Origin of the sequence: Lysinibacillus sp. NPDC097195 (genome assembly GCF_044762075.1) — a bacterium.
Taxonomy (GTDB): domain Bacteria; phylum Bacillota; class Bacilli; order Bacillales_A; family Planococcaceae; genus Lysinibacillus.
In genome coordinates, this window is the sequence record NZ_JBIWDP010000001.1 from 288,181 (window position 1) to 312,721 (window position 24,541).

The following is a 24,541-nucleotide window of genomic DNA, read 5'->3' on the forward strand; positions in this document are numbered from 1 at the left end:
ACTTTTTTTGACGCTATCTGGACTGCATAATAGGAAAGCAATTAAGAAACACATATTGGAGGAATAAAAATGATTCAACATTTACAAGATACAATCACATTAAATAACGGCTTACAAATGCCTGGTATGGGATTAGGGGTTTTTCAAGTAGAAAATGATGCCACTGCTGACATGGTGAAAAACGCTATCGAGGTTGGTTATCGCAGTATTGATACGGCTGCTATTTATGGCAATGAAGCGGGCGTAGGGCAAGGTATTAAACTAGCATTAGCATCTACTGGTTTACGTCGTGAAGACTTATTTATTACATCAAAAGTATGGAATGACGGATTAAGCTATGAAGAAACTGTGACTGCATATGAAGAGAGCCTACAAAAACTAGGATTAGATTATTTAGATCTTTATCTTATCCACTGGCCAGGTAAAGAAAAGTATGTAGAATCTTGGAGAGCGCTTGAAGATTTATATAATCAAGGGAAGATTAAAGCAATCGGCGTATGTAATTTTACTGTTGCACATTTGGAAAATTTATTAACATTTGCGCGTATAAGACCTGTTATCAACCAAGTAGAATTTCATCCACGCTTACAGCAAGTGGAGCTGCGCGCATTTTGTGATAAGCACCAAATTCAATTAGAAGCATGGGCACCACTCATGCAAGGTGGGCTTCTTAAAGATGCCACGATTGCACAAATCGCTACTAAATATGGAAAATCAATTGCTCAAGTTATTTTACGTTGGGATGTACAACATGGGGTCATTACAATTCCTAAATCTGTGCGTAGAGAACGCATGATGCAAAATGCTGATGTTTTTGATTTTACATTAACAGATGAAGAAATGGCAATCATCAATGCGATGAATCTTGAACAACGTGTTGGACCAAACCCAGATGAATTCGACTTTGCTCTATAAGCACGCAAAAGGTAAAGAGACTGTCTAATATGTGACAGTCTCTTTCTTCCCTCATTACGATGTTTGTTGCATCGCGATATCTTCATCACGTTGTTTTAAAATAACATCTTCGCCTTTTTCCTGTAATACTTCAACATGGTTTTCGCCCCAAGTGCAAAGCATGTTCAAAATAGGTTCCATTCCTTCACCATAAGGCGTTAAGGAATATTCAACTTTTGGTGGTACTTGATTGAAGACTTTGCGATTGATTAGTCCAGCCTGCTCTAATTCTCTTAATTGACTAGTAAGCATTTTTTGAGAAATTTTTGGAATTAATCGCCGAAATTCATTTGTTCGAATTTTTCCATGGTGGTTTAAATGACACAGAATGACCGGTTTCCATTTTCCACCGATTACTTCCAGTGTCGCCTCCACACCAATATTATATATTTTTTGCATTGTAACCCCCGCCATATTTAAAAGTAACTAAATGTACTATATAGATCATTTAAGTATGTATGGATAGTACTACACATGAAAAGGAAAATCAAAGGAGATAGATTTTATATGTCACACTCAACAAAACCAAATGCTAAATTAATATTGCTAGCACTAGCAATTAGTGCATTTGGTATAGGGTCCACTGAATTTATTAGTGTTGGGCTTCTACCATTAATTAAAGAGAGCTTTGGGATAACGTTAAGTACAGCAGGCTTAACCGTTTCGATATATGCACTCGGTGTTACGGTTGGAGCGCCATTATTAACAGCTTTAACTTCACGCCTTAGTCGCAAAACAGTATTATTGCTCGTTATGGCCATTTTTATAGTTGGTAATTTAACAGCAGCTTTAGCACCTACATTTTCTGTCCTGATTATAGGGCGCATTATTTCTGCATTAGCACATGGTGTCTTTATGTCGATTGCATCTGTTATTGCAGCAGATGTAGTTGAACCGAATAAACGAGCAAGTGCTATTGCCTTTATGTTTACTGGTTTAACATTAGCTACAGTAACAGGTGTCCCACTTGGTACATTTATTGGACAAGTAATGAACTGGCGTCTGTCTTTTATCTTTATTGTCGTCATTGGCGTTATCGGTTTTATTAGTAATGCATTGTTTGTGCCTAGTCAATTATCAAAGGGTAATCCAATCTCATTACGTGATATTGGCAAAGTATTAGGTAATTTCCGTATGTTATTAATACTTTTTATTACTGCCATTGGCTATGGTGGAGCCTTTGTTGCCTATACTTATATTTCACCTATTTTAGAGCAATATATGGGATATTCACCACATGCTGTTGTTATCATTTTAATTGTTTACGGTATTTGTGTAGCGATTGGTAATACACTCGGCGGACAATTCGCAAATAAAAATCCATTACGTTCAATCTTTATTATTTTTGTTGGGCTTGCCATTGCATTACTTGGCATTAGTTTTACGCTTGCGTCACCTGTTATCGGATTGCTGGTGGTGCTACTTATGGGACTCTTTATGTTTATGAATGTCCCAGGCTTGCAATTGTATGCAGTCATGCTGGCTGAAAAATATGTGCCATCAGCTATATCTATGGCTTCTGCATTAAATATTGCTGCTTTCAATATAGGTATATTTTTAGGGTCCTATGTTGGCGGCATTATTATTAACCATCAATCATTAGCACAGACACCGCTTTATGGATTTCTGATGGTAATGTTTGCAGCGATAGTGACTCTTTTATGGTTACTTATTGAAAAAAAGGAAAAGTGATGTTGTAAAAAAGGAGGCTTATCGAAGCTTCCTTTTTTATTTAAGGAAAATCTCCAATTGGAGCGCTATAGAAAAAGGGATTTGTCAATAATAGTGTATTAGCGAGGTTAGTTGTTGAGCAAATTTTGCGAATGCTTCATTTACATACAGTGCATAATAGTAACAATGACGACAACTTTTCGGAGTTGTCGTCATATCATCATTAGTATTGGCTTAGGAAGCTCTTGATGGCTTCTTTTTTAAAGAGGAATTTCTTTTAACGGTTGAACGGAGACGATGTTTCATATTGGATATTGTATTTGATTTTGTTCAAGTCCCGATCAATTTTGGAAATTAACATATGTAATTCTTCATTTTCTGATGCGTGAAATGTTTCCCCTCTGCGTTTACTTAAAGTGACTGTTTGATTTATTAATCGTAAACAAGATTTAATGAGCGCCAAATCAGTTTTAATTGCTTCCTTGTTGATAATGTCGATTTCATCCATTACTAATCACCCCTAAGAACATAATACAATATTAGGAATAATTAACCAACTTGTTATGTTGGATGAAATTTTTGTAAGCGATAATGTTCCCCAACCTAAATAAGAAAGAAGGAGTGTTTGCATGTTAGGGTGTAGTAGCTTATCCATACGGACAACAGATGAACAAACATTATTTGCTAGAACAATGGATTTTACAATAGAGTCAGATAGTAAAGTGGTGATTGTGCCACGGAAATATGGCATTCGATTGCTTGAAGGAAATGAGCTCATTATTAGCAATCCTTATGCATTTATCGGCATGGGCAGCACGGAACTTAGTTCGCCCGTTATGTACGATGGTGTTAATGAAAAAGGATTGATAGGGGCAATGCTTTATTACGCTTCCTTTGCGACCTATTCAGACAAAGCGAAAGAAGGCACAAGAGGCATTAATCCAATATATGTAGTATCCCAAGTGCTAGGAAGTTGTGTATCAATCGATGATGTAATAAACAAAATAAGTACTTTTACGTTATTAAATGAGGCAAATAATATACTGGGCTTTGCGCCTCCACTTCACTATACATTTACGGATACTTCTGGTGAAACGGTTGTCATAGAACCCGATCAATCAGGTATAACCATTCACCGACATACGATTGGGGTTATGACCAATAGCCCTGGTTATGAATGGCACCAAACAAATTTAAGAGCTTATATTGGTGTTACCCCAAATCCTCCACACGATATTACAATGGGCGATTTAACATTGACACCATTTGGCCAAGGGGCAGGGGCGCTAGGTATACCAGGGGACTTCACACCATCTGCTCGATTTCTCCGTGTGGCCTATTGGAAGAAGTATACGAACCAGGCGAAAAATGAAGTTGATGGCGTCACGACATTGTTCCATATTCTCTCCTCGGTAAATATCCCGAAAGGTGTTGTATTGAATAAAGAAGGAAGCCCAGATTATACAATCTACACTTCTGCGATGTGTGCACAAAGTAAAAATTATTATTTTAAGCATTATGATAATAGTCGAATTGCCGTTGTATCCTTATTAAAGGAGGATTTAAATAGCCATGATTTAATGCTTTTTGAATGGGATCGACAACAGGATATAAAACCGTTAAATTAAGGACTAACATACTGGCCAGTTGCTGTTTATTATAGAGCAACTGGCCTATTTACGTTTTTGTCTAGAGTTAGCTCGGATAAAAAAAGGAATTTTCTTCGCCATTTGTTAAATAAATTGCGCTAGCACTGCCATTAGGGTAACGGTTGAATTGTAAAGTGGATGGCTAAAATAGTGGTGAAGTGGCTCGTTTGTGACAAACAAACCTATATTACTATATAATCTTTTAGCTTGCATCATCGTGCAAAAAGACAGTTTGATAGAAATGATGAGGTGCATATAGATGGATTGGAAACCGGATAGACAAGCGAAGAAAGCTATTTATAAACAACTGGCAGAGTATATAGAAAAGGGCATTGCAGATGGTACATTTCCAGCTGATAAACCATTGCCATCAGAAAGATATTTAGCAAATACATTCAATTTAAATCGCAGTACTGTTGTACATGCGTATGATGTATTGGAATCGTTAGGGCTAATTGAACGAACTAGAGGTAGCGGTACGACCATTAGTAAAGATATATGGGGAATTACTAAAAAACGTATTCCAAGTTGGAATCGCTATATTGAAGCGGGTTCTTTTTTACCTAGTTTACCTGTCACACAAAAAATACGAAAAGAAGCTGTTGAACATAAGTTAATTAATTTAGCTTCGGGGGAGTTATCAGAAGACCTTTTCCCTAAAAGGTTTTTAAGCGAGATTACTGCCACACGATCATTTATTGGGAGCTTAGGATACGACCATCCACAAGGCAATGAAAATCTTAGATCTACGATTGCCAAACACGTGAAAGACTATCGCGATATTGATACGAATCCTTCTTCTATCCTAATAACATCAGGGGCGCAACAAGCATTACATTTAATTGTCCAATGTTTATTAAAGCCAGGTGATGCTATTGCCATTGAAGATCCTTCATATAATTTCAATCTACCGACATTTCGATCTGCAGGTATCCAAATCTATTATTTACCGGTAATGAAAGATGGCATCCAACCCGAAGATGTTGCGTTATTATATAAAAAACACCGCATTAAAATGATTTTTTTAAATCCATATTTTCAAAATCCAACGGGCTACATCTTAAGTCAAAAGAAAAGACAAGCCATTTTAGATATTTCTTCAAAGCTTGGGATTCCAGTAGTAGAAGACGATCCTTATAGTGTAACTGCTTTTTCTGGCGATAAAATAGCGCCTCTTAAATCAATGGATATCAATGGTAACGTATTATACATTAGCTCTTTATCGAAAATTGTAGCTTCAGGTTTAAGAATAGGGTGGATTATAGGTCCTACATCCGTAATTGAAAGATTATCGGATGCAAAGCAACAAATTGACTTTGGTCATGCTAGCTACACGCAGTGGATAGCTAATGACTTTTTAGCATCAGAAAATTTTGATAACCATATGAATGGTTTAGTGAAAAAATTAGAAAAAAGAAGAAATCAAATTATACAAAGTCTAAACGCGCATTTAAAGGGTGTTGTGGAATATACGGTGCCGCAAGGTGGTATTCATATATGGTGTAAAGTTCTTAAAGATTTTAATGAAACCCAATTGCTAGAGGCTTCCATTAAAAGAGGTGTTATTTATGTGCCAGGTTCTACAATGGGCTCCCAACATGGTTTTGTGCGTTTCACTTTCGCAAGAGAAGATGAACAATCGATTGACGAAGGAATTAAAAGGTTTGCACAAGCTTTGAGTAGTTTATAGATAAATGGATGACGAAAAATGTGAAGGAGTGGATGGTTTGAATGCTTTAGAAAAGTTGTATGATGAACAAAGGGAAAAGCATTAGCTGCTGAAAGAACATATAGAATGCGGCTAACTTTTATTATATTTTGTACCGCGTTCATTTCATCATCTAGAGTCGTTCCCACTCTAGCAGAAACGCAAGAAAATAGAGCAGCCCTCCAATCCTCAGGTTGGAGCAATGCTCTATTTTTATTATGTCACAATACTTTCATTTGCTATTCAAACCCTATGTGGTATGGTGTTGAATAGGCTGTTTTTTAGTCCAAATACTCAAGGAAGACTGAAAAAAGTTGATAGAAGTGGATGGTTAAAAAAGCGCTAAAGTGGATGGTTATTATCACGATAAATCCTTTTATCATGGAGAAGTGGATGATATACATCCAACTAGTGAAACATTATTTGCTATTCACATAATAAAAAGATTGAAAGAGTTGATATGATATGACATGGGGTTTAATTTTGACAGTAGTCATTGGATCGATTGTTAAATTAATCATGAGTCCTCCTAGTATAGCTGTGGCATGGACTGTAAGCAAATTTGAGCTGCATAAAAAATTGAATGCAAAAGATGTGACAGTAACCTATAACGGTAAAAATTTAGAAGAAGCCGAAAAAAATCGATTTACTGACTATTTTAATCAAGCATCCTTTTTAAAAAAGCATTATATTTTCCCAGGCAATGAAAAATTATTTTTAGAGCCAGAGTCGAATGTGACACCATACGTCATCAACCAAAAAAAGGGCAACAAAGATATCCATTTCTTAGTTTTTAATTATGATAACCACGTGGATGTAGTGAAGAAATATAAGGATAAAGTTGTTTCTTATAGTGTAAGTTCAGATTATCTGCAAAATTATTCATTGTCTACAGAAGGTTTGCATTAGTAGAATACATTACTATAACTAGTTGCGGGGTACAGTTCAGCCGACTAGTTTTCAAAGAATGCATAAAACGTAGTACAAAAGCCACGCTATGTAGAGTAAACGTTAAAAAGAAAAAGTGTTCGATAGATTGCGGTCAATCTATCGAACACTTTTTTTATTTTGTCTCCCGTTCTAAAATAGAGAGAAAAGCGTTGTCACTTGTTATGGCATAGTGTTCATTTGTACCACTGACAGTCAGTTTTTTATTGTCTGTATCAAGTAATATCACATAACCTTTAGCCAACATGAATTCAATGCGGTAATCGTATGTAAGCGAGGTTGCTGATGCTTTTTCAAATGTTGTACTGTGAAAAGCTTCTAGTAACTCCTGTTGTGTTTTTTTTGTTAACTTAATTTCATGGAAAGTGCTTTTACTGTTGCTATCGACTTGATGCACTGTGACAGCTGGATATTCGGTATTAAAATTAGCGTCTTCTAGTATATCTGTGGCAGTATAATCGTGGTTTTTCAGGGCAAAGAAACTTGCAATCCCGATTATCAGTAAAAGTGAAACAAGCGTTAATTTTACAGTTGATATTTTCAACTTAATACCTCTCTATCCTTTTGAAATAATTTCTTAAGTAAAAATAGCATTTGCAATTCTTTTATGAAAAATAATAATATTTTTATAGCGTATTATTTGCAAATTGACGAGGGCTGTTTTTGCCGATAAACTCGTCTTATAAAATGAGTGTCTGCCCACTGGCAGTTGTACTACCCCTAATAATACATGAATTACATGTAATTTTCTTACTAATTTTTATAGTTTGGTAAATTATTTCTAATACATTGTGTTTGAATGGATGGTGTCAGTCAATATGTTAGCAGAAAATATTAGATCAGCTAAGCGAGGGAAGAATGAACGAATCGGTATTCATAATTGGCATCCCTATTACGCTAGCTACTCAGAGAACTTCGTTGAAGATATGCTCGATTATTTTGGTGCAAATGAAAGCTCGATTGTGCTAGATCCATGGATGGGCAGTGGAACGACGGCATTAGTGTGCCAAAAGAGAGGTATCAAGTCTTTAGGTATAGATATTAACCCTGTCATGGTCATTTTTTCAAAAGCTAAAACGAGACAATTAATTGACTATAATCTCGAGGAAATTGGCTATGATATTACGGAAAAAGCCTCTACTACAAAACTAAACCAAGATGAATTTTTACATAATGAGGATACGCTAGAATTTATCAGTGCGGAAGATTTAAATACGTTAAATAAGATTCAACAAGCGATTGAGGATGTTTGTAAACAGCAAAGTAGCCTGTCCAATCAAACATTAACCGATACTTTACGAGCTTTTTTCGTTGCTGTTTTATTTAGATGCTTACGAGACGTAGGCAAATTCAAAAAGGGTAAAAATCCAACGTGGCTCATAAATGAAAGCTCGAAAGTGAACGAAATCGATACATATCATTTATTTTGTCATTATGTAAATGCCATGATAAAAGATTTAGAGACATATTTCTCTAATATTTTTAATTTTGAAAATGCCATCCCTTCATTTTATGAAGGGGACAGTAGAAAAATGGTTCTTCCTGATTGTGCAGCAGACTATATTATTACTTCTCCACCGTACTTAACGCGGATTGATTACGCTGTTTCAACGAAACCAGAATTATTGTTTTTAGGTTATAGAAAACATACTGATTTTGATAGAGTTCGAAGAGCTACGATGGGTGCTCCTGTAATAGCTGATAAAAACATCGTGATGAACGATAAATGGGGACAATCTATTTGCACTTTTTTGAATCAGGTGAAAGAACATCATGCTAAAGCCTCTAAAAGTTATTACCTCCCTATATTTTTACAGTATTTTAGAGATGCATTTGCTTCCTTACTCGAAATAAAACGAGTGTTAAAACCAAATGGCTATGCTTGTCTTGTCGTACAATCCTCGTATTACAAAGATGTAGAAGCGAAATTAGGGGAAATGTATGTGGAAATGGCACAGTCACTTCATTTAGAAGCAGAGATAATTAAACGGGATGTTGTGAGACATCATTTAGCTAATGTAAATACGAAATCGTCTAAATATGTGAAAAATAAAATTTACTTTGAAGATGCTGTACTTATTAGAAAGAAGGGGAAAAGTTGACGGACTATAGTAGCCATAGAGATCAAGTAGCACAAGTTGATGGGGTGCCTCAAAGACAAACTATCGTTGAAAATGCATTATTACAAGCATTTGAACCTTTTATCTTTAAGAAAGAAGTACCGTTTATTCATTTTGGCAATATGACTGCTGGCGAATTAGCAAAAGCATTTAGTGCATTCCCTATTGTAGTAAAATCAATCCTTGCTACAGTCAATGTTGCGGGACGAGCGATTAAGCGTGATTTAGATATTTCAATTGACACTTATGGTGAAAAGTTAGCAGAGGATAAAGCCGCTATTTTAGCAGGTTATATAAAACCAATGTTGCCAAATGAACTCGCCATCCCTGCCATTTGTGAGTTGGATAGATGGTTTTATGTAGATAAAGAAATTAGAAAATTTAAAGGTAGTTGGGAGAAAGCTATTCTTACGATTTTAAAAAAGCATGCTGTAACGGAGGATTTTAAAAAAATAAAATTTGAATGTGATGGAGAAAACTTTCAATTAGATGCTGTACATCCATCAAGTGCACCATTTAAAATAGGAATTGATGTAAGGAGAATTGAAGCGAAACAAGATATTCATAAAAGGGCAGATGAAATTATAAATAAGGCAAGAAAATTTAAAAAAATTTGTCCGAATGCGAGCTTTTATTCCATTATTTATTACCCTTTTACAAGTGAACATATTAATTTACAAACAAGGTTAAAAGATGAACATATTAATGGTGTGTTTTTTGCGACTGAGTCGTTTTCAAGTATTGAACAGCAGACAAAGTATATCTTAAGTACAGAAGGTTTACTGAAGGATAAGTAATCATCACATTATCCACATGACTTTAAATAATGAGGGGGACACAACGATGTCAACGAATAATAATGAGTTAACACTCGAACAACGTGAGCAATTACTTCACACGTTGCAAGACCGATTCGAGAAAAATATGAATCGTCATCAAGGGCTTAACTGGGCAGATGTCCAAGCAAAAATCGAAGCGCAGACGGACAAACTATGGTCGCTCAATGAAATGGAAGTGACGGGCGGGGAGCCAGATGTAGTTGCTTATGATGACAATACAGGTGAATTCGTTTTTTATGATTGTGCACCTGAAAGCCCGAAAGGTCGCAGAAGTTTTTGTTATGATCGGGAAGCATTAGAATCAAGGAAGAAGCACCAGCCCGAAAATACCGTAATCGATATGGCCACGGCTATGGGCATTGAACTATTAACAGAGGAACAATACCGAACGTTGCAAGAATTAGGCACTTTTGATTTAAAAACATCCAGTTGGGTGCAAACACCTGCACATATTCGAAAACTTGGTGGTGCCATCTTTTGTGATCGTCGCTATGATACGGTCTTTATGTACCATAATGGTGCAGATTCCTACTATGCTGCGAGAGGCTTCCGTGGCGCGCTAAAAGTCTGAGTGTTAAGAGCTGTTGCAACAGCTCTTTTTTATTTATCAAGGGAGTGATAATTTGATTTTCAGCCAAATATTTGAGCAAACAACTAGTAACCATTGCACGAACACTATTTATAGAGAAGCGGTTAGGGCAATTATAATAAATAACCAGAAAATTTTACTCGTACATTCGGAGAAGGGTGATTATAAATTTCCAGGTGGGGGTCTCGAGGACAATGAAACCCATAGTCAAGGGCTGGTTCGGGAAGTAAAAGAAGAAACAGGATATGTGAATTGTCGCGTTCAAACGAAGGTAGGTTTTATTAGTGAAAAAACTGTAGACGTGGATGACGACAACCAATTATTTCAGATGATGTCCCACTATTATTTATGTGAGCTTATAGATGAACAGAAAATTGACCAACAATTAGAAGCTTACGAATTGGCTCAGCAATTCACAGCAAAGTGGGTATCCTTAGATGATGCGATTAAACAAAATGAAAGCCTACTGAATGAATCACAGAACAATAGATGGCTACCTCGAGAAACATTTGTATTAAAAGCGTTGAAAAAATATTACGGTCAGCATTTAAAGTGAGGTTGAGTGGTTCATAGAAGATATAAAGAAAAACAGTCACTTCATTGCACTAGTTGCATGAGTGACTGTTTTCATGTTTTCGTAGCATAATTGAAACGAATATAGTTCGAAGGAGTAAGTAATACATACAGAATAAAACAACAAGTCGTCTATTTTCCCTTTAAAGTACTTGATGTCTGCACGCATGATTAGTCAAAATTATAAAAAGGGTCACCAGGCTGGGAGTAACCCTTTGCTATTAGAGAGGTGCGATAAATCTGTATATTTATATTAGCAATCTTCTCTATTATTGATAAAAGTAGCGCCGACAATAATTAAAAGAATAAATAACACAACGATTAGTGCAAATGTTGAACCGTATCCGTTGTTATTACCATACTCATAGTTATTTCCACAATAATTATTATTCCAGTTGCCACCAACGTTTCCACCGTAGTATCCCATGGAAAATCCCTCCTTTCTTCCATCTATAATATGTACAATGGTAAGAAGTGGAGGGGTGTTTATCCATTTGGTTAAGAAAAATCCATTTACTAGAATCATAGAAATACGAGAATCGCCATTATATCGACTGGAATTGCCACGAAATTCTCGGAAAACGCCACGAAAACCTTCAAAATCGCCACTAGATAGTACTATTGGCTACATCGCCACCCAATGGTCCTTTGATACTTCGACAAGCTGTGTGTTGTCTAAATTAAAACGATTAATCATCAACTCTTCCTCGGACATCACTTGCCGTTTCTTCTGTTTTTCAATGGCTGGGTTCGGAATTGGTATGGAATGCAGTAGCATTTTAGTATAAGGATGTTGTGGGTTCGCATAGAGTTCTTCACTTTCAGCTAATTCCACAATTTTCCCTCCATACATGACGGCAACGCGATCACTAATATGTTTCACCATCGACAAATCATGCGCGATAAATAGATATGTTAAACCTAATCGTTGTTGTAAGTCTTTTAGTAAATCTACCACTTGCTTTTGAATCGACACATCGAGAGCGGACAGCGGTTCATCACAGACAATAAAATTTGGCTCGACAGCTAATGCGCGCGCAATACCGATACGTTGACGTTGCCCTCCGCTAAATTCATGTGGATAGCGTAAAGCATGCTCTTTTTTTAAGCCTACTAGTTCCAGTAATTCTTCTACACGGGCGCGACGTCCTTCTGCTGAATTCGTTAATTTATGTACATCCAAAGCTTCACCGATAATATCGAGCACCTTTTTGCGAGGATTTAGTGATGAGTAAGGATCTTGGAAAATAATTTGCATATGACGGCGCATACTTTTCAATTCACTTTTAGATAAGCGTGTAACCGGCACACCTTTATACAACACTTCGCCATCTGTTGGTTCATGGAGCTGTAAAATGGTGCGTCCTGTTGTGGACTTGCCAGAACCAGATTCCCCAACGAGGCCGAGTGTCTCTCCAGGATAAATACGGAAAGATAAGTCATCAACTGCCTTTAAAAGTTCACCCTTCTTTAAATCGAAGTACTTAGAAAGATTGCGCACTTCAACTAATGGTACATTGACATCTGTACCCGCTTCAATATTTGGTGGTTGCTTTGGCTCTTTTTTTTCATGAAGCTTCGGCAGAGCATTTAACAGACGTTTTGTATAAGGATGCTGCGGATTGGCAAATATCTCTTCCGTCGTGCCTTCCTCTACAATTTCTCCTTCTTTCATAACAATCACCCGATCGCACATTCCAGCAACGACGCCCAAATCATGTGTAATTAAAATAATAGAAGTACCTAAACGTTCTTGCATTTGCTTCATAATGCTCAAAATCTGTGCTTGGATTGTGACATCAAGTGCCGTTGTTGGCTCATCTGCTATTAAAAGAGAAGGGTTGCAGGCAAGGGCCATCGTAATCATAACACGTTGTCGCATACCGCCACTAAATTCGTGTGGGTACTGTTGATAACGTTCCTCACTATTTTTTATGCCAACTAATTTTAACAATTCAATCGTTTTGTCGTAGGCTTCCTTTTTGGACATTTTTTGATGCTTCATTAGACCCTCAGCAATTTGTTCACCGACGCGAATTGTTGGATTCGTAGAAGTCATCGGGTCTTGGAAAATCATACTTATATCTTTTCCTCGGATGGCTTCCATTTGCTTTTCAGATTGCGTCACTAAATTTTCCCCTTGAAAAAGAATTGTACCCGACTTTAAAAAAGATGGGGGGGATGGAAGTAGGCGCATAATAGAGCGAGCCGTTACACTTTTACCGCTACCAGATTCCCCTACAATGCCGACTGTTTCCCCTTTATTGACATAAAAGTTAATTCCTTTTACAGCTTCAAACTCGCTTTCTCCCGTAATAAAAGAAACGCGTAAATCTTGTATTTCAAGAATTTTCTCAGTCATCGTGCTCATCCTTTAATAAATTTGAAATATTGTTATTGACGAAATGTGGTCGTTCATACATACTATACTATACAGGTAGGTATTGTACAATATAGCGTATGATGTAAATGATCTTATTTTATTTTCATCCCTTACTACTATAGTAAGCGAAGAAAGGAGGAAATACATGAATAATTTTCAGAATATTAGAAAGTTTAATGAAAGTTATTATTTTAAGCAAATTTTTAATGAAATGACGACAAAAAGTAGTTATTCTTTTGTGTTATTTTTACTAGGATTTCCAGTGCATGTTGTTACATATTTTTTATATTTGTTAAAAAAGGATAAACATTCATATGCTCATAAGTTTGTACAAACGAAAGAACAACTTATCGCGCAAGGGAAAATGCAAGCATGGGAAGGGGATTATAGGCAACAGGAACAAACGAAGGCAGCATTTTTTAAGCAATCGCTAAATGACCAGCAACTTGCCTCGGTAGTGAATCAATTAACTGAACAAAAGCTTAAGAGAGAAGTAGAGAAAATACTTACAAGCGATGGGATAGCAAAACAATCCTATACCAATTATTTTAGTAAACTACTCGAGAATCCTATTTTTCTTGCCGTAACATTTATTCCGGGTATTTTCATGTATTGTTTTCTTGTTTTATGTAGCAATGCGTTTAGTCGTTTTATCGTTGAACGTTTATTCCAAAGTGCGTTTGTTATTGTAGGGGTAGCGACCTTAGTTTTTACAATTTTATATTTATCGCCATTTGATCCAGCACGTAATTTGCTAGGTATCGAGGCAACACCTGAGCAAGTGGCGAATTTTAATAAAATTTATGGATTAGATCAGCCTTATTTAGTGCAGCTTTGGCATTCTTTGTCTGGACTATTTACGTTTGACTTAGGCACTTCATTTGAAGGTAAAGAAAATATTACGCAAAGTATTATGAATAAGTTTCCAGTTACATTAGAAATTGCGCTATTTTCATTGTTAATGGCGATAGCAATTGCCATTCCTGTTGGCATTATTTCTGCCGTAAGACCGAATTCCTTCGCAGATTATGCCTTTATGTTCATCGCACTTATTGGTTTATCCATACCAAGCTTCTGGCAAGGGCTTATTTTTATCTTAACGTTTTCGTTAAAACTGCAATGGTTCCCAGCTACGTATAATCCAAACAATTGGTTATCCATTGTCATGCCGGTTGTTGTATTAGGTACTTCTATTACTGCATCCATTGCGCGAATGACAAGGTCGAGCATGCTTGAAGTTATTCATGAGGATTATATTATTACCGCAAAAGCGAAAGGCTTGAGTGAGCGCAAAGTCATCACAAAACATGCGATTCGGAATGCAATGATTCCGATTGTAACAGTAATTGGCCTGTTATTTGGCGGGATGCTTGGCGGTGCTTCGGTTACAGAAAAAGTATTTAATATTAGCGGTATCGGAAGCTATATTGTCGATAAACAGTTTATTCCTGATATTCCGGCCATTCTTGGTGGGGTTGTCTATATTGCCATTACCATTTCCATTGTCAATATGGTGATAGATGTGCTTTATGCGTTTTTTGATCCACGCATTCGTTCAAAAATGAAGAAATCTTAGGAGAGGGTATATTGTGAAATTCATATCAAATGTAAAGCTGCTTATGAAAATAACACAAGAATATGTCAATGCACAGTTTACCATTGTCTTTTCTGCTATTTTTTCAGTGCTGTTTTTACTTAATAGTGTTAATTTTTCTAATGGTATTTGGCGACCTTATGTCCTTGGGCTATTTGTTATTTATGCCTGTACGACTTTATATATATGGTTGGCAACGTGGCGAATCAAAAAGGATTTAGCACAACAACGAGAAATTCAACGACGAACAAGATTGCTAGGTTACCCATTAATGCTAACCGTACTTGTGGGCAATGTATTTGCAGCAGGCTTCGGTTTTATGTTAGCAACAAAAAATAAAACAGCAGAATATACTTTTGCTGTCTATGCATTCATTACCCAAATTTTTATTCTTGTTATTTCAGCATTAAATTTATTTAAACCGTATGTGGTAGATACATTTTTATTAGCGATGGGTGCATTTTTAGTACTGGCAGTACTCTATGCGGTAATGGCTGTACTCGTCGCACGAAATGTTACGTTAAGCAATGCGCCTAAATGGATGATGCCACTTGGCGTTGTCTTACTAGTACCTGTTGTAACGGGCAATATATTTTCAGTCTTGCTCGGCTGGACATTAATAAAAAAAGCACGCAATACAGATCCGTCAGCAGTTGAAAAATGGCAAAAAATATGGAATAAAATATTGCGCAATACGATGGCTGTATTTGGTATGTTTTTCATTATTTTTATGTTCTCACTATCGGTCGTTAGTTCATGGACATTTGATTATGACTTTGCCGTGCAAAACAATTACAGTGCATTATTGCAAACACCTTCTTTAGATTATCCACTAGGAACGGATAATTTCGGTAGAGATTTGTTTTCAAGAATCGTGTTTGGTGCTCAAATCTCCTTAATTGTAGGCTTCTTTTCAACGATTATTCCAGCCGTAATAGGAGGCGCACTTGGTGCATTTTCAGGCTATTACGGAAAAAATACAGATAATATCATTATGCGCTTACTAGATATTTTGTACGCTATCCCAGGTATCTTACTGGCGATTGCTATTATTGCAGCGTTTGGTGCAAACACAGTGAATTTAATTATCGCATTGAGTGTAGGGGCCATCCCGACATATGCACGGACGATGCGCGCGAATGTTATGCAAATTGCCAATTATGAATTTGTTGAATCGGCAAGAGCGCTCGGAGTATCGGATGCGGCTATTATTTTTAAGCATATTGTACCGAACTCACTTGCACCAATGATTGTCAAGGCGACATTAACAATTGGTGGAGCGGTTATTTCAACGAGTAGTTTAAGCTTCCTTGGACTTGGCGTAGAGCCGCATATACCAGAGTGGGGCAATATTTTAAAAGTTGGTAGTACGTATTTAGAAACTAATTCGTATGTAGCGATTTTCCCAGGGCTATGTATTATGCTACTCGTCTTATCGTTTAACTTTTTCGGTGATGGGCTACGAGATGCACTTGATCCTAAAACAAACTAAATAAATATATTGGAGGAATAGACAGATGAACAAAAAATTATTTACTGTTGCTGCATCGGCAACCGTTGCTGCGGTCGCTTTAGCTGGCTGTGTAGAAACGAAATCAAATGTTGAAAATAAAGGGGATAAGGCCGATTCAGCAAGTACCAAACCCGTCATTGAAGTGCTAGGTATGGCTTCTCAAGAGCAGGATATGAATATTGTACGCGATCAATTAGTGAAAAATGGCTTTGATGTAAAGTTAAATATTCAACCTGATTTCGGTTCTTACTCGGCTCAAAAAGATGCTGGAAACTATGATGTGGCGATTTCTAGCTGGACGACAGTAACAGGTAATCCAGACTATGCCGTAAGAGGTTTATTCAAAACAGGTGGCGATTATAGTGTCACTGCCGATGCGACAGTCGATAAATTAATTGATGAAGCAAGTACGTTAACGGGCGATGCTGCAAAAGAGAAATATAAAGAGCTGGAGCAAGCATTAGTATTTGATAATGCGTATATTGCACCATTATACATTTCTCAAAAGTTCCAAGGTATTTATTCGACAAAAGTAAACCCAGATACGGTACGTTTACCAAAATCACGTGCACAAGCATGGGAATCTATTGCATTTAAAGATACGGCGAAAAATGCGACAGATACATTAGTATTACACCAAGGGATTTCTTCTTTAACTTCTCTTGACCCGATTAAAGGAAATGATGGTTCTATTAATACACTAAATACGAATATGTATGTGCGATTAGTGAACTTATCGGATACGGATGAGGTTGTATCAACAGGCTCACTATCTTATAATCACGCTATATCTGAAAATAACCAAGAATACTATTTTGTATTACGTGACGATATACATTTTGCGAAAGTGGATAATGGTAAAGCGGTAGATACGGGCGATTTAGTTTCTGCTGAAGATGTAGTATTCTCATTAGAGCGTGCGAAAGATCAAAATTCAGTGCCAGATCACCGCACATACTCTATCCATGAAAATATTGATTCTGTAGAAATTGTTTCAGATATTACGGCGCTTGAAGCAGTGAAAACAGCTGATGGGAAATCAGTCTTAGATGAATTATCTGATAAACTGCCAGCAGCGATTGCGCAAGTTGTGACGGATGAAGCGAGTGTAGACAATGCGGCAGGTAAATATCAAGTCGTGAAAATTACAACGCCAAATCCTTTCCCGCAAGTACTAAACTATTTAGCGCACCAATCAGGGGGCATCGTGTCAGAAGCGGCAGTTAAAGCAATTAACACATTTGACGTTGCAAGCTATGATCCAAATGTCAATGTTGCGTACGGTGACCAAGCAACTGTTACAGAAGGGGCAACATATGCAAATCACTTAGCGGCATCTGGACCTTATATTTTAGTGCAAAAAAATGATTATGAAGCAACATTTGTCAAAAATCCAGCTTATCAAGTAGGTACGGAAAACGAACCAAAAATAAATAACATTAGTGTACGTTTCATTGAAGATAACGACAGCGCACTTTCTGCATTGCGTAATGGAGAGATTGACGTATTACAATCTGTACCAGAAACGAAAATTGACGTAGTCAAAGGCGATGCAAACTTAACGTTAAAAACAGCTGACAGTAATGCTGTCTCATATTTATTAATTAACCCAAAAGGTCGTGAAGTATCTGAATCGGTAGACTTGCGTAAAGCTATTCTGTATTCGATCAACCAAGATGAATTTATTAGTTATTACCAAGGTAATAAAAAGCCAGCAGTATCCACTGTTTCACCACTTGTTGATACAGGTTTAAAATTAACAGCTGATACATCGAAGGTAAAAGAATTCCTAAGTGCATATAAAGCAAGTAAATAAGGTAATAGGCACTTTATATAGAGCACTTCACATCCTAATCAATAGGGTTTGAAGTGTTTTTCTTTGAATGTTGACTAACAATGTATTTTTTAAAAAAATGGAACTAAATGCTAATTAAATCGTATAAGGAGGAGAAAGCGAAAGGGGGGAGTAGTTATGCGCAAGAAAAATAGTATGATAATATTTGTGACGTTGATTGTAGAAGCTATTATTACGTATTGTATTGCATCATTTTTTTCTATCAGATTTATTGAAATTATGTTTTTTGTTGGTTTTGTTATTGCAGGAGGAATTTTCTACTTTTTAAGTAGTGGTGGGCCAATGGCTCGATACAATGAAGTTCAAGTTACTGCACAAACGGGCATCATGCAAAAAAGTGAGCAATATATTGCAAAGAAAGGTCCGATATTTTTTGCCTCAGCACTATTTTGTTTAATTGGATTAGTATTCTTTCTCCTATTAATTGCAGGCATTATTCCACCTAGTGAAACGTAATACTATAGTCATAAAAGCCTTTCTAACCACTTATTTAATGGTTGGAAAGGTTTTTCATTTTCAAAAGGTGATGCCAAAAAGGGGAAGTGCAACTTCTAAAGCAGTAGGACGAATAAAATACAAGCTACTTGGCTAAAACTTCATGTAAAAACATGGAGTTGATTGCGTTGGATTTTTATCAAGATAAAGAACTTTACTGCTACAGCTGTCGTAAAAAAACCGTCTTTACATGTAAAGATGCGCATCGTAAAAGCGGAGTAGAAAGTCATTGCAGTGAATGTAGTGGCATGTGGTTTGAATGGCAAAATCGAGCTGTTGAACGAGAGATGGAAAAATGGGTTGAATATAACCAAAGAATCGTCAATTAATCCTAGCACTTCACAATTTATGTTAATCTACCTTGTAAACTATTAGCTGAAAAGAAAATTCCTTCTTAAATTATTACGGTATTTTGCTTAAAAGTGATACAAATTATCCATTTAAAACATTCACATAGAACTTATGACTTGTCAATATAGACTATGTCTATTTTTGTTGTATATAATAAAATAAAGTCGAAATGTGAAGGTGATAGTATTGGACGACATAGTCATAACAGGATATGGCATAAAAGCGCCTGGAATATTAGATAAAAATAGTTTTTTAAATGTACTAGAAAAGGGTATTTGTACACAGAGCATTTTACACAATGATCATCAGTCACATGCTAATATTGTGGCAGGAATAGTAGAAGATAGTTTTCTAGAGATCAATGGCGTCAATTACCGGCGATATCCGCGTTCTGTCAGAATGGCTGTTGCCGCTGCCTTGGATGCATCGGACATGTCAAAATTGCATGATTTTCAACCCCATCGAATAGCGGTAATTATGGGGACATCTGCTGGTGCAATTCTCGAAATTGAACAATATGCAAAGGATGCATTTGATTTAAAGAAATTCCCGGTACATGGGGTTTCCCTTGTTGATACCCATACGCTTTCAAATGCTGTTGCGGAAGCTATCGGTTCAAATGGTTCTGCCTTTACAGTAACTACGGGCTGTACTGCAAGTTTAGATGCTATCTTAATAGGGAAACAGCTATTAGAATCTGGAACTGTAGATGCTTGTATTGTTGGAGGCACAGAGGCCCCTTTAGGCCAATGGACTATAAATGGCTTTAAAAAAATAAGATCACTTTCTACGGAGACTTTAATTGAAAAAGCCGGTGTACCGTTTTCAACGCAGCATAGCGGTTTTGTTTTATCAGAGGGTGCTGGCGTATTGGTGTTAGAGCGGAGACAATCTGCAAATGCACGTGGACAGAAAATATATGGCAAAGTTGAACGTGTCATTTCAAGAAATGAAGGACAAAAACTATTAACTTCCGATATTTCAGGTAGACATATGCTGGATGTTTTTCAAGAAACAATTGGAACTACGAAACCAAGCTATGTTAACAGTCAGGCACTTGGTATAGACATAAATGATCAGATCGAGCGATTGATTTTAAAAGAGACTTTTGGTAATGATGTGCCGATTACGTCCATAAAAGGAATGATAGGCCACACATTTGGAGCGATGGGAGCCATGCAAATCATTGCATCGTTGTTGTCAATGGAATACGGTTTTATACCGCCTACCATTAAAACAACTGGGCATGGCTTTGAGGATACACCAATCGTTTTTGAAACGAAGTACCAAGCAGTAGAGTCTGTATGTATAACTACTCATGGAAGTAGCGGGAATAATGCTTGTTTATTACTGACACTTACATAGGAGGCTCTTTATATGTTTTTTATTTTTTTACTTTTGTTATCTTGTATTCCAGTCTGTGTTGGAATTACGATTTTAGTGTTATTCAAAAAAAATAAACTTTCAAAAATTATTTTCTTATTCCTTCTGTTAGCTTCGTTTTGGCACATTGATGTGTCATTTTTATATGCAGTTGAATTGTTTAACCGTGAGACCATTATGCTATTCTTTAAGCTTTTTCGTTTTGGTTCTATAATGTTAACACCAACAATTTTTTATGTTGGATATACCATTGTGCACGATATGCTACCAAAAGAGTATCAGAAAAAATGGGGTTGTATTGTTAATCGTACGACTGTGGTCCTATCTTATGCATTTGCATTACTTGTTTACATAATCGGATGGAGCCCTAAGGGGATTCGTCAATTAGATCTAATTCAAATAGATATTAGTAAATTTTATTTTCCCGTGGATGGACAGTTAGCATGGATTTTTAATTTTAATGTCTTTCTTTTTATCGTCACAGTGATTATTTGTTTGTTAATTAGTTTGGATGTACAAAATAAAAGTGAACGTTCTTTTTTATTATATTTTAATATTTTCACTGCCATTGGCTTTGCGATTGGCTATTTAAATATGTTTCCAAGTTCAAGATTGTATCCAAGTTCAATTGCCATTTTGGTTTTTGCTATATCGATCCTGATTTTATCGAGTCGAATGCATCTGGCTATTGTAAATAATATGAATAAAAAGTTATATGAGCAAAAGCAGTTCTTATTTAGAGTCATTGATTTAAATCCTAATTACATTTACGCGCAAGATGAAAATGGTCGCTATACATTAATGAATAAATCTTATGCTCAGTTAATGGGTTTTAGTTTTCAAGACATGCTTGGTAAAACAGATGGTGATTTATTAGCGGAATTGACAGATGAGGAAGAATGTATCGATCGAGAGAAGAAGACGTTCAAGCTACCTGAAAAGCATTTTATTAAAGAGGAAGCTATTACAACAGCATCTGGAGAAGTAGTCTGGGTACAAACAGTGAAAGTACCGATTCAGTTAAACGAGCGTTCAGCGTTGCTTGCAGTCTCAACAGATATTACGGAGCGCAAGCAATATGAAGATGACATCAAATTTCAAGCGAATCATGATGCCTTAACGGGGTTACCGAATAGAAGAATGTTTAATGAGGATTTAATTGCCCTGTTAGAAAAGGCGAAATTAGAGTCGAGTGAAAATGGTATATTATTTTTCGATTTAGATCGTTTTAAATATATCAACGACACTCTCGGTCACGATGTTGGGGATCTTTTATTAATTGAAGTATCAAGACGCATTGAAATATTGCTCCAAGAAAAACATAGCGAGGCAAATATTTATCGTCTTGGTGGAGATGAATTTACAATTTTACTTCCTAATTACAATGCCGTTGAAAGCGAGGCATTTGCTAAAGAATTATTGGCACAATTTATAACAGGCTTTTGGATTGCTGGCAGCGAGTTCTTTATTACGCCAAGTATTGGGATTAGCACATTCCCGAATGATGGTTATGATGCCAATACATTAATAAAACATGCAGATACAGCGATGTACTATGTTAAAGAACGCGGCAAAAATAACTATCAGTTATTCACTTCAGAAATGCAACAACATTTCTACCGCAAGATGATGATTGAAAAGCAGTTACGTACAGCATTAGATAATGAGGAATTTGAACTTTATTATCAGCCAATTATGGATGTGAAAACCAATAATATTATTGGCATGGAATCGCTTATTAGATGGAACAATGAGGTTCTTGGTCATGTTACACCCGATGAATTCATTTCTATTATGGAAGAAACAGGATTGATTATTCCAATCGGTAAATGGATATTGAATACAGCTATTGCCCAAACTGCCTCTTGGCATAAGGAATCAAATACACAATTGAAAGTAAGTATAAATGTATCAGTCAAGCAGTTGCTTGAACCAACATTTGTAGAACAAGTGAGAAATGCGATAGTGAATGCTTCACTTGACGCATCTTACATTGTTCTAGAAATTACGGAAAGTATTGCAATGTATGCGGAGTCTATGATTGAAAAATTATTCGAATTAAAACAACTTGGTATTAGTTTGTCGATGGATGATTTTGGCACAGGCTATTCATCGCTTAGTTATTTAAATAAATATCCATTGGATAATTTGAAAATTGATAAATCCTTTGTCATTGGAATGAATCAAGATGATGAAAACAAAGCACTTGTCAAAACAATTGTAGCAATAGCTAAACAGTTGGATTTAAAAGTAATAGCTGAAGGAGTAGAAGGCGCGGAGGAATATCAATTTTTAGCTGAAATAGGCTGTGATTATGCACAAGGTTATCTGTTTAGCAAACCGCTCCCTGTTACAGCATTTAAAATGCAATGGCTTACGGTCAACTGATGTACGCAAAAAGCATGTGAATTTCGCGGGGCTTTCTCTATAGGAGAGAGCCTTTGTTTGTAACCATCACAATAGATTAGAAGGAGCAGTGATAAGTATGAAAAAATGGATTGTATTATTGACTTTTATTCTATGTATCAGTTTTCAAACTACTACCGAAGCAAAAGTTATCTGGGATGGAGCGGAGATTACGAAAGGGCAAACGGGTAAATTGACCTTTTCAAAAGATGTGAAAATATATAAAAAAAATGCTGATGGCACATTTACATCACTCGTTGTGAAAAAAGGGGAATTTTACCGCGTTTATGGTCATGAGTATTCGACTGTTGGTAAAGTATATAAAATGAGCGGAGGCTATCGTGTACAAGCAACAGATTTAGTTATTTATAAGGAAGTACCGTTAGCGATTCAACAACAAGTATCAGGAGTGAAGTTTACTGTTGGAACAACTATTTTTGCTAATTCTGCAAAAGGTGTTTCGCTTAAAGAAGCCCCGAATCGTTCAGCAAAAACGATGATGCAAGCGCCATATGGAGCTGTTTTTAAAGTAGTCGAAGTAAGCGGGGATTATGTAAAAGTAGAATACAATCCGAGAACGGATACGACAATCGATTATGTATGGGGCTATGTACCACAAGACTATGTTTCGAATTTACCTGAAGGAACAATACAATATGTAAAACAAATAGTGGATTTATCTGTTCGTCCGGGATGGCAAAGTCAGTCATTAAAACCTGGGACATCGGTTGCAGTCTATTTCACAACAACTGATGGACGCGCATATGTGTCTAAAAATAAAGTATATGGATACCTCCCTGCAAGTGCTTTGTCAAAGACGCCAATCGTTGATAAGGAATTACTAAGTTTAGCTGAACCGTCGGCCATTTTATTTGATGCAACGCAAAAGATTTCTTTATCACAAACAGCACCAGATTACTATTTAGCCGAGTTTTCACCGACTTCTAGTAATGGCTGGCAAGGAACGATCCAACTAGTAAATGATGACGAAATTAGTGGAGGCAAACAATTAGATGGTGCACTTAGCTATACAGTCGTGAATAAGAAGCTAACCTATCATTTAGAAAGCGAACTTCAAGATGAAAAATTGATGATTCAGTTCCCGTTAAAAGTAAATGATACATTCTATATTAATGGCCAAGCGCAAAAAGTGAGCAAAATTTATGAGCAATTTGCGTTAAATATAACAGGTAATTATAAAACATTTGAAAATGTTGTCATAGCTGGTGACTACATTATTGCAAAAGGTTTAGTGAAGGGTCGTTACAATTATTGGATTCAACTGTAGCATGATCTATTAGGAAAGTCTGTATAATTTGTTGATTTAAAAGAAGTGTTTCTGTTATTGAACGAAAACGCTCTTTAGTAAAATGTTGAATTAGCAAAAAAATTGAAATATTCGTAATGAGAATTTATAATAAATAAAAATATTTTATGGGGAGGATTTTTTTATATGAAACAAAAATATGTATTTTGTTATCATTAAATTTATTGCTTTCCACATTCTTTC

At 36.2% G+C, this 24,541-nt stretch carries 22 protein-coding genes; 17 read left to right on the top strand and 5 right to left on the bottom strand.

The window, feature by feature from the left end; all coding sequences use genetic code 11:
• The first annotated feature begins 69 nt into the window (after positions 1-69).
• A complete protein-coding gene (locus ACIQXI_RS01470) occupies positions 70-915 on the top strand; it encodes an aldo/keto reductase (protein WP_402920821.1) in 846 nt (281 codons plus the stop codon).
• 54 nt (positions 916-969) lie between these two features.
• Here ACIQXI_RS01470 and ACIQXI_RS01475 read toward each other — a convergent pair whose 3' ends face one another.
• Positions 970-1,353, bottom strand: coding sequence for a winged helix-turn-helix transcriptional regulator (locus ACIQXI_RS01475; RefSeq protein WP_402920824.1), 384 nt, complete (start codon positions 1,351-1,353; stop codon positions 970-972).
• A gap of 108 nt (positions 1,354-1,461) precedes the next feature.
• Between ACIQXI_RS01475 and ACIQXI_RS01480 the strand changes: the two genes are divergently transcribed.
• Entirely contained in the window at positions 1,462-2,646 is a 1,185-nt protein-coding gene (locus ACIQXI_RS01480; RefSeq protein ID WP_402920827.1) for an MFS transporter, read from the top strand.
• Between the two features lie 256 nt (positions 2,647-2,902).
• Here the strand turns inward: ACIQXI_RS01480 and ACIQXI_RS01485 are convergent, their stop codons facing one another.
• Positions 2,903-3,133, bottom strand: coding sequence for a phosphoglycerate mutase (locus ACIQXI_RS01485; protein WP_402920830.1), 231 nt, complete (start codon positions 3,131-3,133; stop codon positions 2,903-2,905).
• A 121-nt stretch (positions 3,134-3,254) separates the two neighbouring features.
• On the opposite strand from ACIQXI_RS01485, the gene ACIQXI_RS01490 reads away from it, so the two are divergent.
• The 3 genes from ACIQXI_RS01490 (at position 3,255) to ACIQXI_RS01500 (ending at position 6,891) form a co-directional block, all read left to right on the top strand.
• Positions 3,255-4,253 carry a choloylglycine hydrolase family protein gene (locus ACIQXI_RS01490; protein ID WP_402920833.1) on the top strand — a complete coding sequence of 333 codons (999 nt, stop codon included), beginning with the start codon at positions 3,255-3,257 and terminating at the stop codon, positions 4,251-4,253.
• A gap of 280 nt (positions 4,254-4,533) precedes the next feature.
• Positions 4,534-5,964 (top strand): MocR-like pyridoxine biosynthesis transcription factor PdxR, encoded by a 1,431-nt coding sequence (gene pdxR, locus ACIQXI_RS01495; protein WP_402920835.1) that lies wholly within the window; start codon positions 4,534-4,536, stop codon positions 5,962-5,964.
• 483 nt (positions 5,965-6,447) lie between these two features.
• Positions 6,448-6,891, top strand: coding sequence for a YfmQ family protein (locus tag ACIQXI_RS01500; RefSeq protein WP_402920838.1), 444 nt, complete (start codon positions 6,448-6,450; stop codon positions 6,889-6,891).
• A 154-nt stretch (positions 6,892-7,045) separates the two neighbouring features.
• Here ACIQXI_RS01500 and ACIQXI_RS01505 read toward each other — a convergent pair whose 3' ends face one another.
• Positions 7,046-7,474: a hypothetical protein gene (locus ACIQXI_RS01505; RefSeq protein WP_402920841.1), complete on the bottom strand. Its 429-nt coding sequence runs from the start codon at positions 7,472-7,474 to the stop codon at positions 7,046-7,048.
• A gap of 274 nt (positions 7,475-7,748) precedes the next feature.
• Between ACIQXI_RS01505 and ACIQXI_RS01510 the strand changes: the two genes are divergently transcribed.
• The 4 genes from ACIQXI_RS01510 to ACIQXI_RS01525 are packed head-to-tail and all read left to right on the top strand — an operon-like array spanning position 7,749 to position 11,034.
• Positions 7,749-9,032, top strand: coding sequence for a DNA methyltransferase (locus tag ACIQXI_RS01510; protein WP_402920844.1), 1,284 nt, complete (start codon positions 7,749-7,751; stop codon positions 9,030-9,032).
• Positions 9,029-9,847, top strand: coding sequence for a hypothetical protein (locus ACIQXI_RS01515; RefSeq protein ID WP_402920847.1), 819 nt, complete (start codon positions 9,029-9,031; stop codon positions 9,845-9,847). Before ACIQXI_RS01510 ends, ACIQXI_RS01515 begins: the two co-directional genes overlap by 4 nt.
• A gap of 46 nt (positions 9,848-9,893) precedes the next feature.
• Positions 9,894-10,460 (top strand): DUF4256 domain-containing protein, encoded by a 567-nt coding sequence (locus ACIQXI_RS01520; RefSeq protein WP_402920849.1) that lies wholly within the window; start codon positions 9,894-9,896, stop codon positions 10,458-10,460.
• A 52-nt stretch (positions 10,461-10,512) separates the two neighbouring features.
• On the top strand, positions 10,513-11,034 hold the full coding sequence (locus tag ACIQXI_RS01525; RefSeq protein ID WP_402920851.1) for an NUDIX hydrolase: 522 nt from the start codon (positions 10,513-10,515) through the stop codon (positions 11,032-11,034).
• A gap of 270 nt (positions 11,035-11,304) precedes the next feature.
• Here the strand turns inward: ACIQXI_RS01525 and ACIQXI_RS01530 are convergent, their stop codons facing one another.
• A complete protein-coding gene (locus ACIQXI_RS01530) occupies positions 11,305-11,478 on the bottom strand; it encodes a YjcZ family sporulation protein (protein WP_402920854.1) in 174 nt (57 codons plus the stop codon).
• A gap of 198 nt (positions 11,479-11,676) precedes the next feature.
• Complete coding sequence (locus ACIQXI_RS01535) at positions 11,677-13,413, bottom strand: ABC transporter ATP-binding protein (protein WP_402920857.1); 1,737 nt, start codon at positions 13,411-13,413, stop codon at positions 11,677-11,679.
• A 166-nt stretch (positions 13,414-13,579) separates the two neighbouring features.
• Between ACIQXI_RS01535 and ACIQXI_RS01540 the strand changes: the two genes are divergently transcribed.
• From ACIQXI_RS01540 to ACIQXI_RS01575, 8 genes are all read left to right on the top strand, one after another.
• The gene (locus tag ACIQXI_RS01540) at positions 13,580-15,010 is read left to right on the top strand and encodes an ABC transporter permease (protein WP_402920859.1); all 1,431 of its coding nucleotides are present in this window, start codon (positions 13,580-13,582) and stop codon (positions 15,008-15,010) included.
• Positions 15,011-15,023: 13 nt separating this feature from the next.
• The gene (locus ACIQXI_RS01545; protein WP_402920862.1) at positions 15,024-16,520 is read left to right on the top strand and encodes an ABC transporter permease; all 1,497 of its coding nucleotides are present in this window, start codon (positions 15,024-15,026) and stop codon (positions 16,518-16,520) included.
• A 25-nt stretch (positions 16,521-16,545) separates the two neighbouring features.
• Positions 16,546-18,357 carry an ABC transporter substrate-binding protein gene (locus tag ACIQXI_RS01550; protein WP_402920865.1) on the top strand — a complete coding sequence of 604 codons (1,812 nt, stop codon included), beginning with the start codon at positions 16,546-16,548 and terminating at the stop codon, positions 18,355-18,357.
• Positions 18,358-18,513: 156 nt separating this feature from the next.
• Entirely contained in the window at positions 18,514-18,852 is a 339-nt protein-coding gene (locus ACIQXI_RS01555) for a hypothetical protein (RefSeq protein ID WP_402920867.1), read from the top strand.
• A 167-nt stretch (positions 18,853-19,019) separates the two neighbouring features.
• Positions 19,020-19,220, top strand: coding sequence for a hypothetical protein (locus tag ACIQXI_RS01560; RefSeq protein ID WP_402920870.1), 201 nt, complete (start codon positions 19,020-19,022; stop codon positions 19,218-19,220).
• Between the two features lie 208 nt (positions 19,221-19,428).
• On the top strand, positions 19,429-20,607 hold the full coding sequence (locus ACIQXI_RS01565) for a beta-ketoacyl synthase N-terminal-like domain-containing protein (RefSeq protein WP_402920873.1): 1,179 nt from the start codon (positions 19,429-19,431) through the stop codon (positions 20,605-20,607).
• Between the two features lie 12 nt (positions 20,608-20,619).
• A complete protein-coding gene (locus ACIQXI_RS01570; RefSeq protein WP_402920875.1) occupies positions 20,620-23,013 on the top strand; it encodes a sensor domain-containing protein in 2,394 nt (797 codons plus the stop codon).
• A gap of 97 nt (positions 23,014-23,110) precedes the next feature.
• Positions 23,111-24,319, top strand: coding sequence for an SH3 domain-containing protein (locus tag ACIQXI_RS01575; RefSeq protein ID WP_402920878.1), 1,209 nt, complete (start codon positions 23,111-23,113; stop codon positions 24,317-24,319).
• Positions 24,320-24,541: the final 222 nt, after the last annotated feature.

Bases quoted from the DNA above. Each gene is read 5' to 3' on its own strand.
- ACIQXI_RS01500 (WP_402920838.1), top strand. From the start codon at position 6,448: ATGACATGGGGTTTAATTTTGACAGTAGTCATTGGATCGATTGTTAAA.
- ACIQXI_RS01540 (WP_402920859.1), top strand. From the start codon at position 13,580: ATGAATAATTTTCAGAATATTAGAAAGTTTAATGAAAGTTATTATTTT.
- ACIQXI_RS01470 (WP_402920821.1), top strand. From the start codon at position 70: ATGATTCAACATTTACAAGATACAATCACATTAAATAACGGCTTACAA.
- pdxR (WP_402920835.1), top strand. From the start codon at position 4,534: ATGGATTGGAAACCGGATAGACAAGCGAAGAAAGCTATTTATAAACAA.
- ACIQXI_RS01520 (WP_402920849.1), top strand. From the start codon at position 9,894: ATGTCAACGAATAATAATGAGTTAACACTCGAACAACGTGAGCAATTA.
- ACIQXI_RS01530 (WP_402920854.1), bottom strand. From the start codon at position 11,478: ATGGGATACTACGGTGGAAACGTTGGTGGCAACTGGAATAATAATTAT.
- ACIQXI_RS01475 (WP_402920824.1), bottom strand. From the start codon at position 1,353: ATGCAAAAAATATATAATATTGGTGTGGAGGCGACACTGGAAGTAATC.
- ACIQXI_RS01485 (WP_402920830.1), bottom strand. From the start codon at position 3,133: ATGGATGAAATCGACATTATCAACAAGGAAGCAATTAAAACTGATTTG.
- ACIQXI_RS01550 (WP_402920865.1), top strand. From the start codon at position 16,546: ATGAACAAAAAATTATTTACTGTTGCTGCATCGGCAACCGTTGCTGCG.
- ACIQXI_RS01535 (WP_402920857.1), bottom strand. From the start codon at position 13,413: ATGACTGAGAAAATTCTTGAAATACAAGATTTACGCGTTTCTTTTATT.
- ACIQXI_RS01490 (WP_402920833.1), top strand. From the start codon at position 3,255: ATGTTAGGGTGTAGTAGCTTATCCATACGGACAACAGATGAACAAACA.
- ACIQXI_RS01575 (WP_402920878.1), top strand. From the start codon at position 23,111: ATGAAAAAATGGATTGTATTATTGACTTTTATTCTATGTATCAGTTTT.
- ACIQXI_RS01570 (WP_402920875.1), top strand. From the start codon at position 20,620: ATGTTTTTTATTTTTTTACTTTTGTTATCTTGTATTCCAGTCTGTGTT.
- ACIQXI_RS01510 (WP_402920844.1), top strand. From the start codon at position 7,749: ATGTTAGCAGAAAATATTAGATCAGCTAAGCGAGGGAAGAATGAACGA.
- ACIQXI_RS01480 (WP_402920827.1), top strand. From the start codon at position 1,462: ATGTCACACTCAACAAAACCAAATGCTAAATTAATATTGCTAGCACTA.
- ACIQXI_RS01555 (WP_402920867.1), top strand. From the start codon at position 18,514: ATGCGCAAGAAAAATAGTATGATAATATTTGTGACGTTGATTGTAGAA.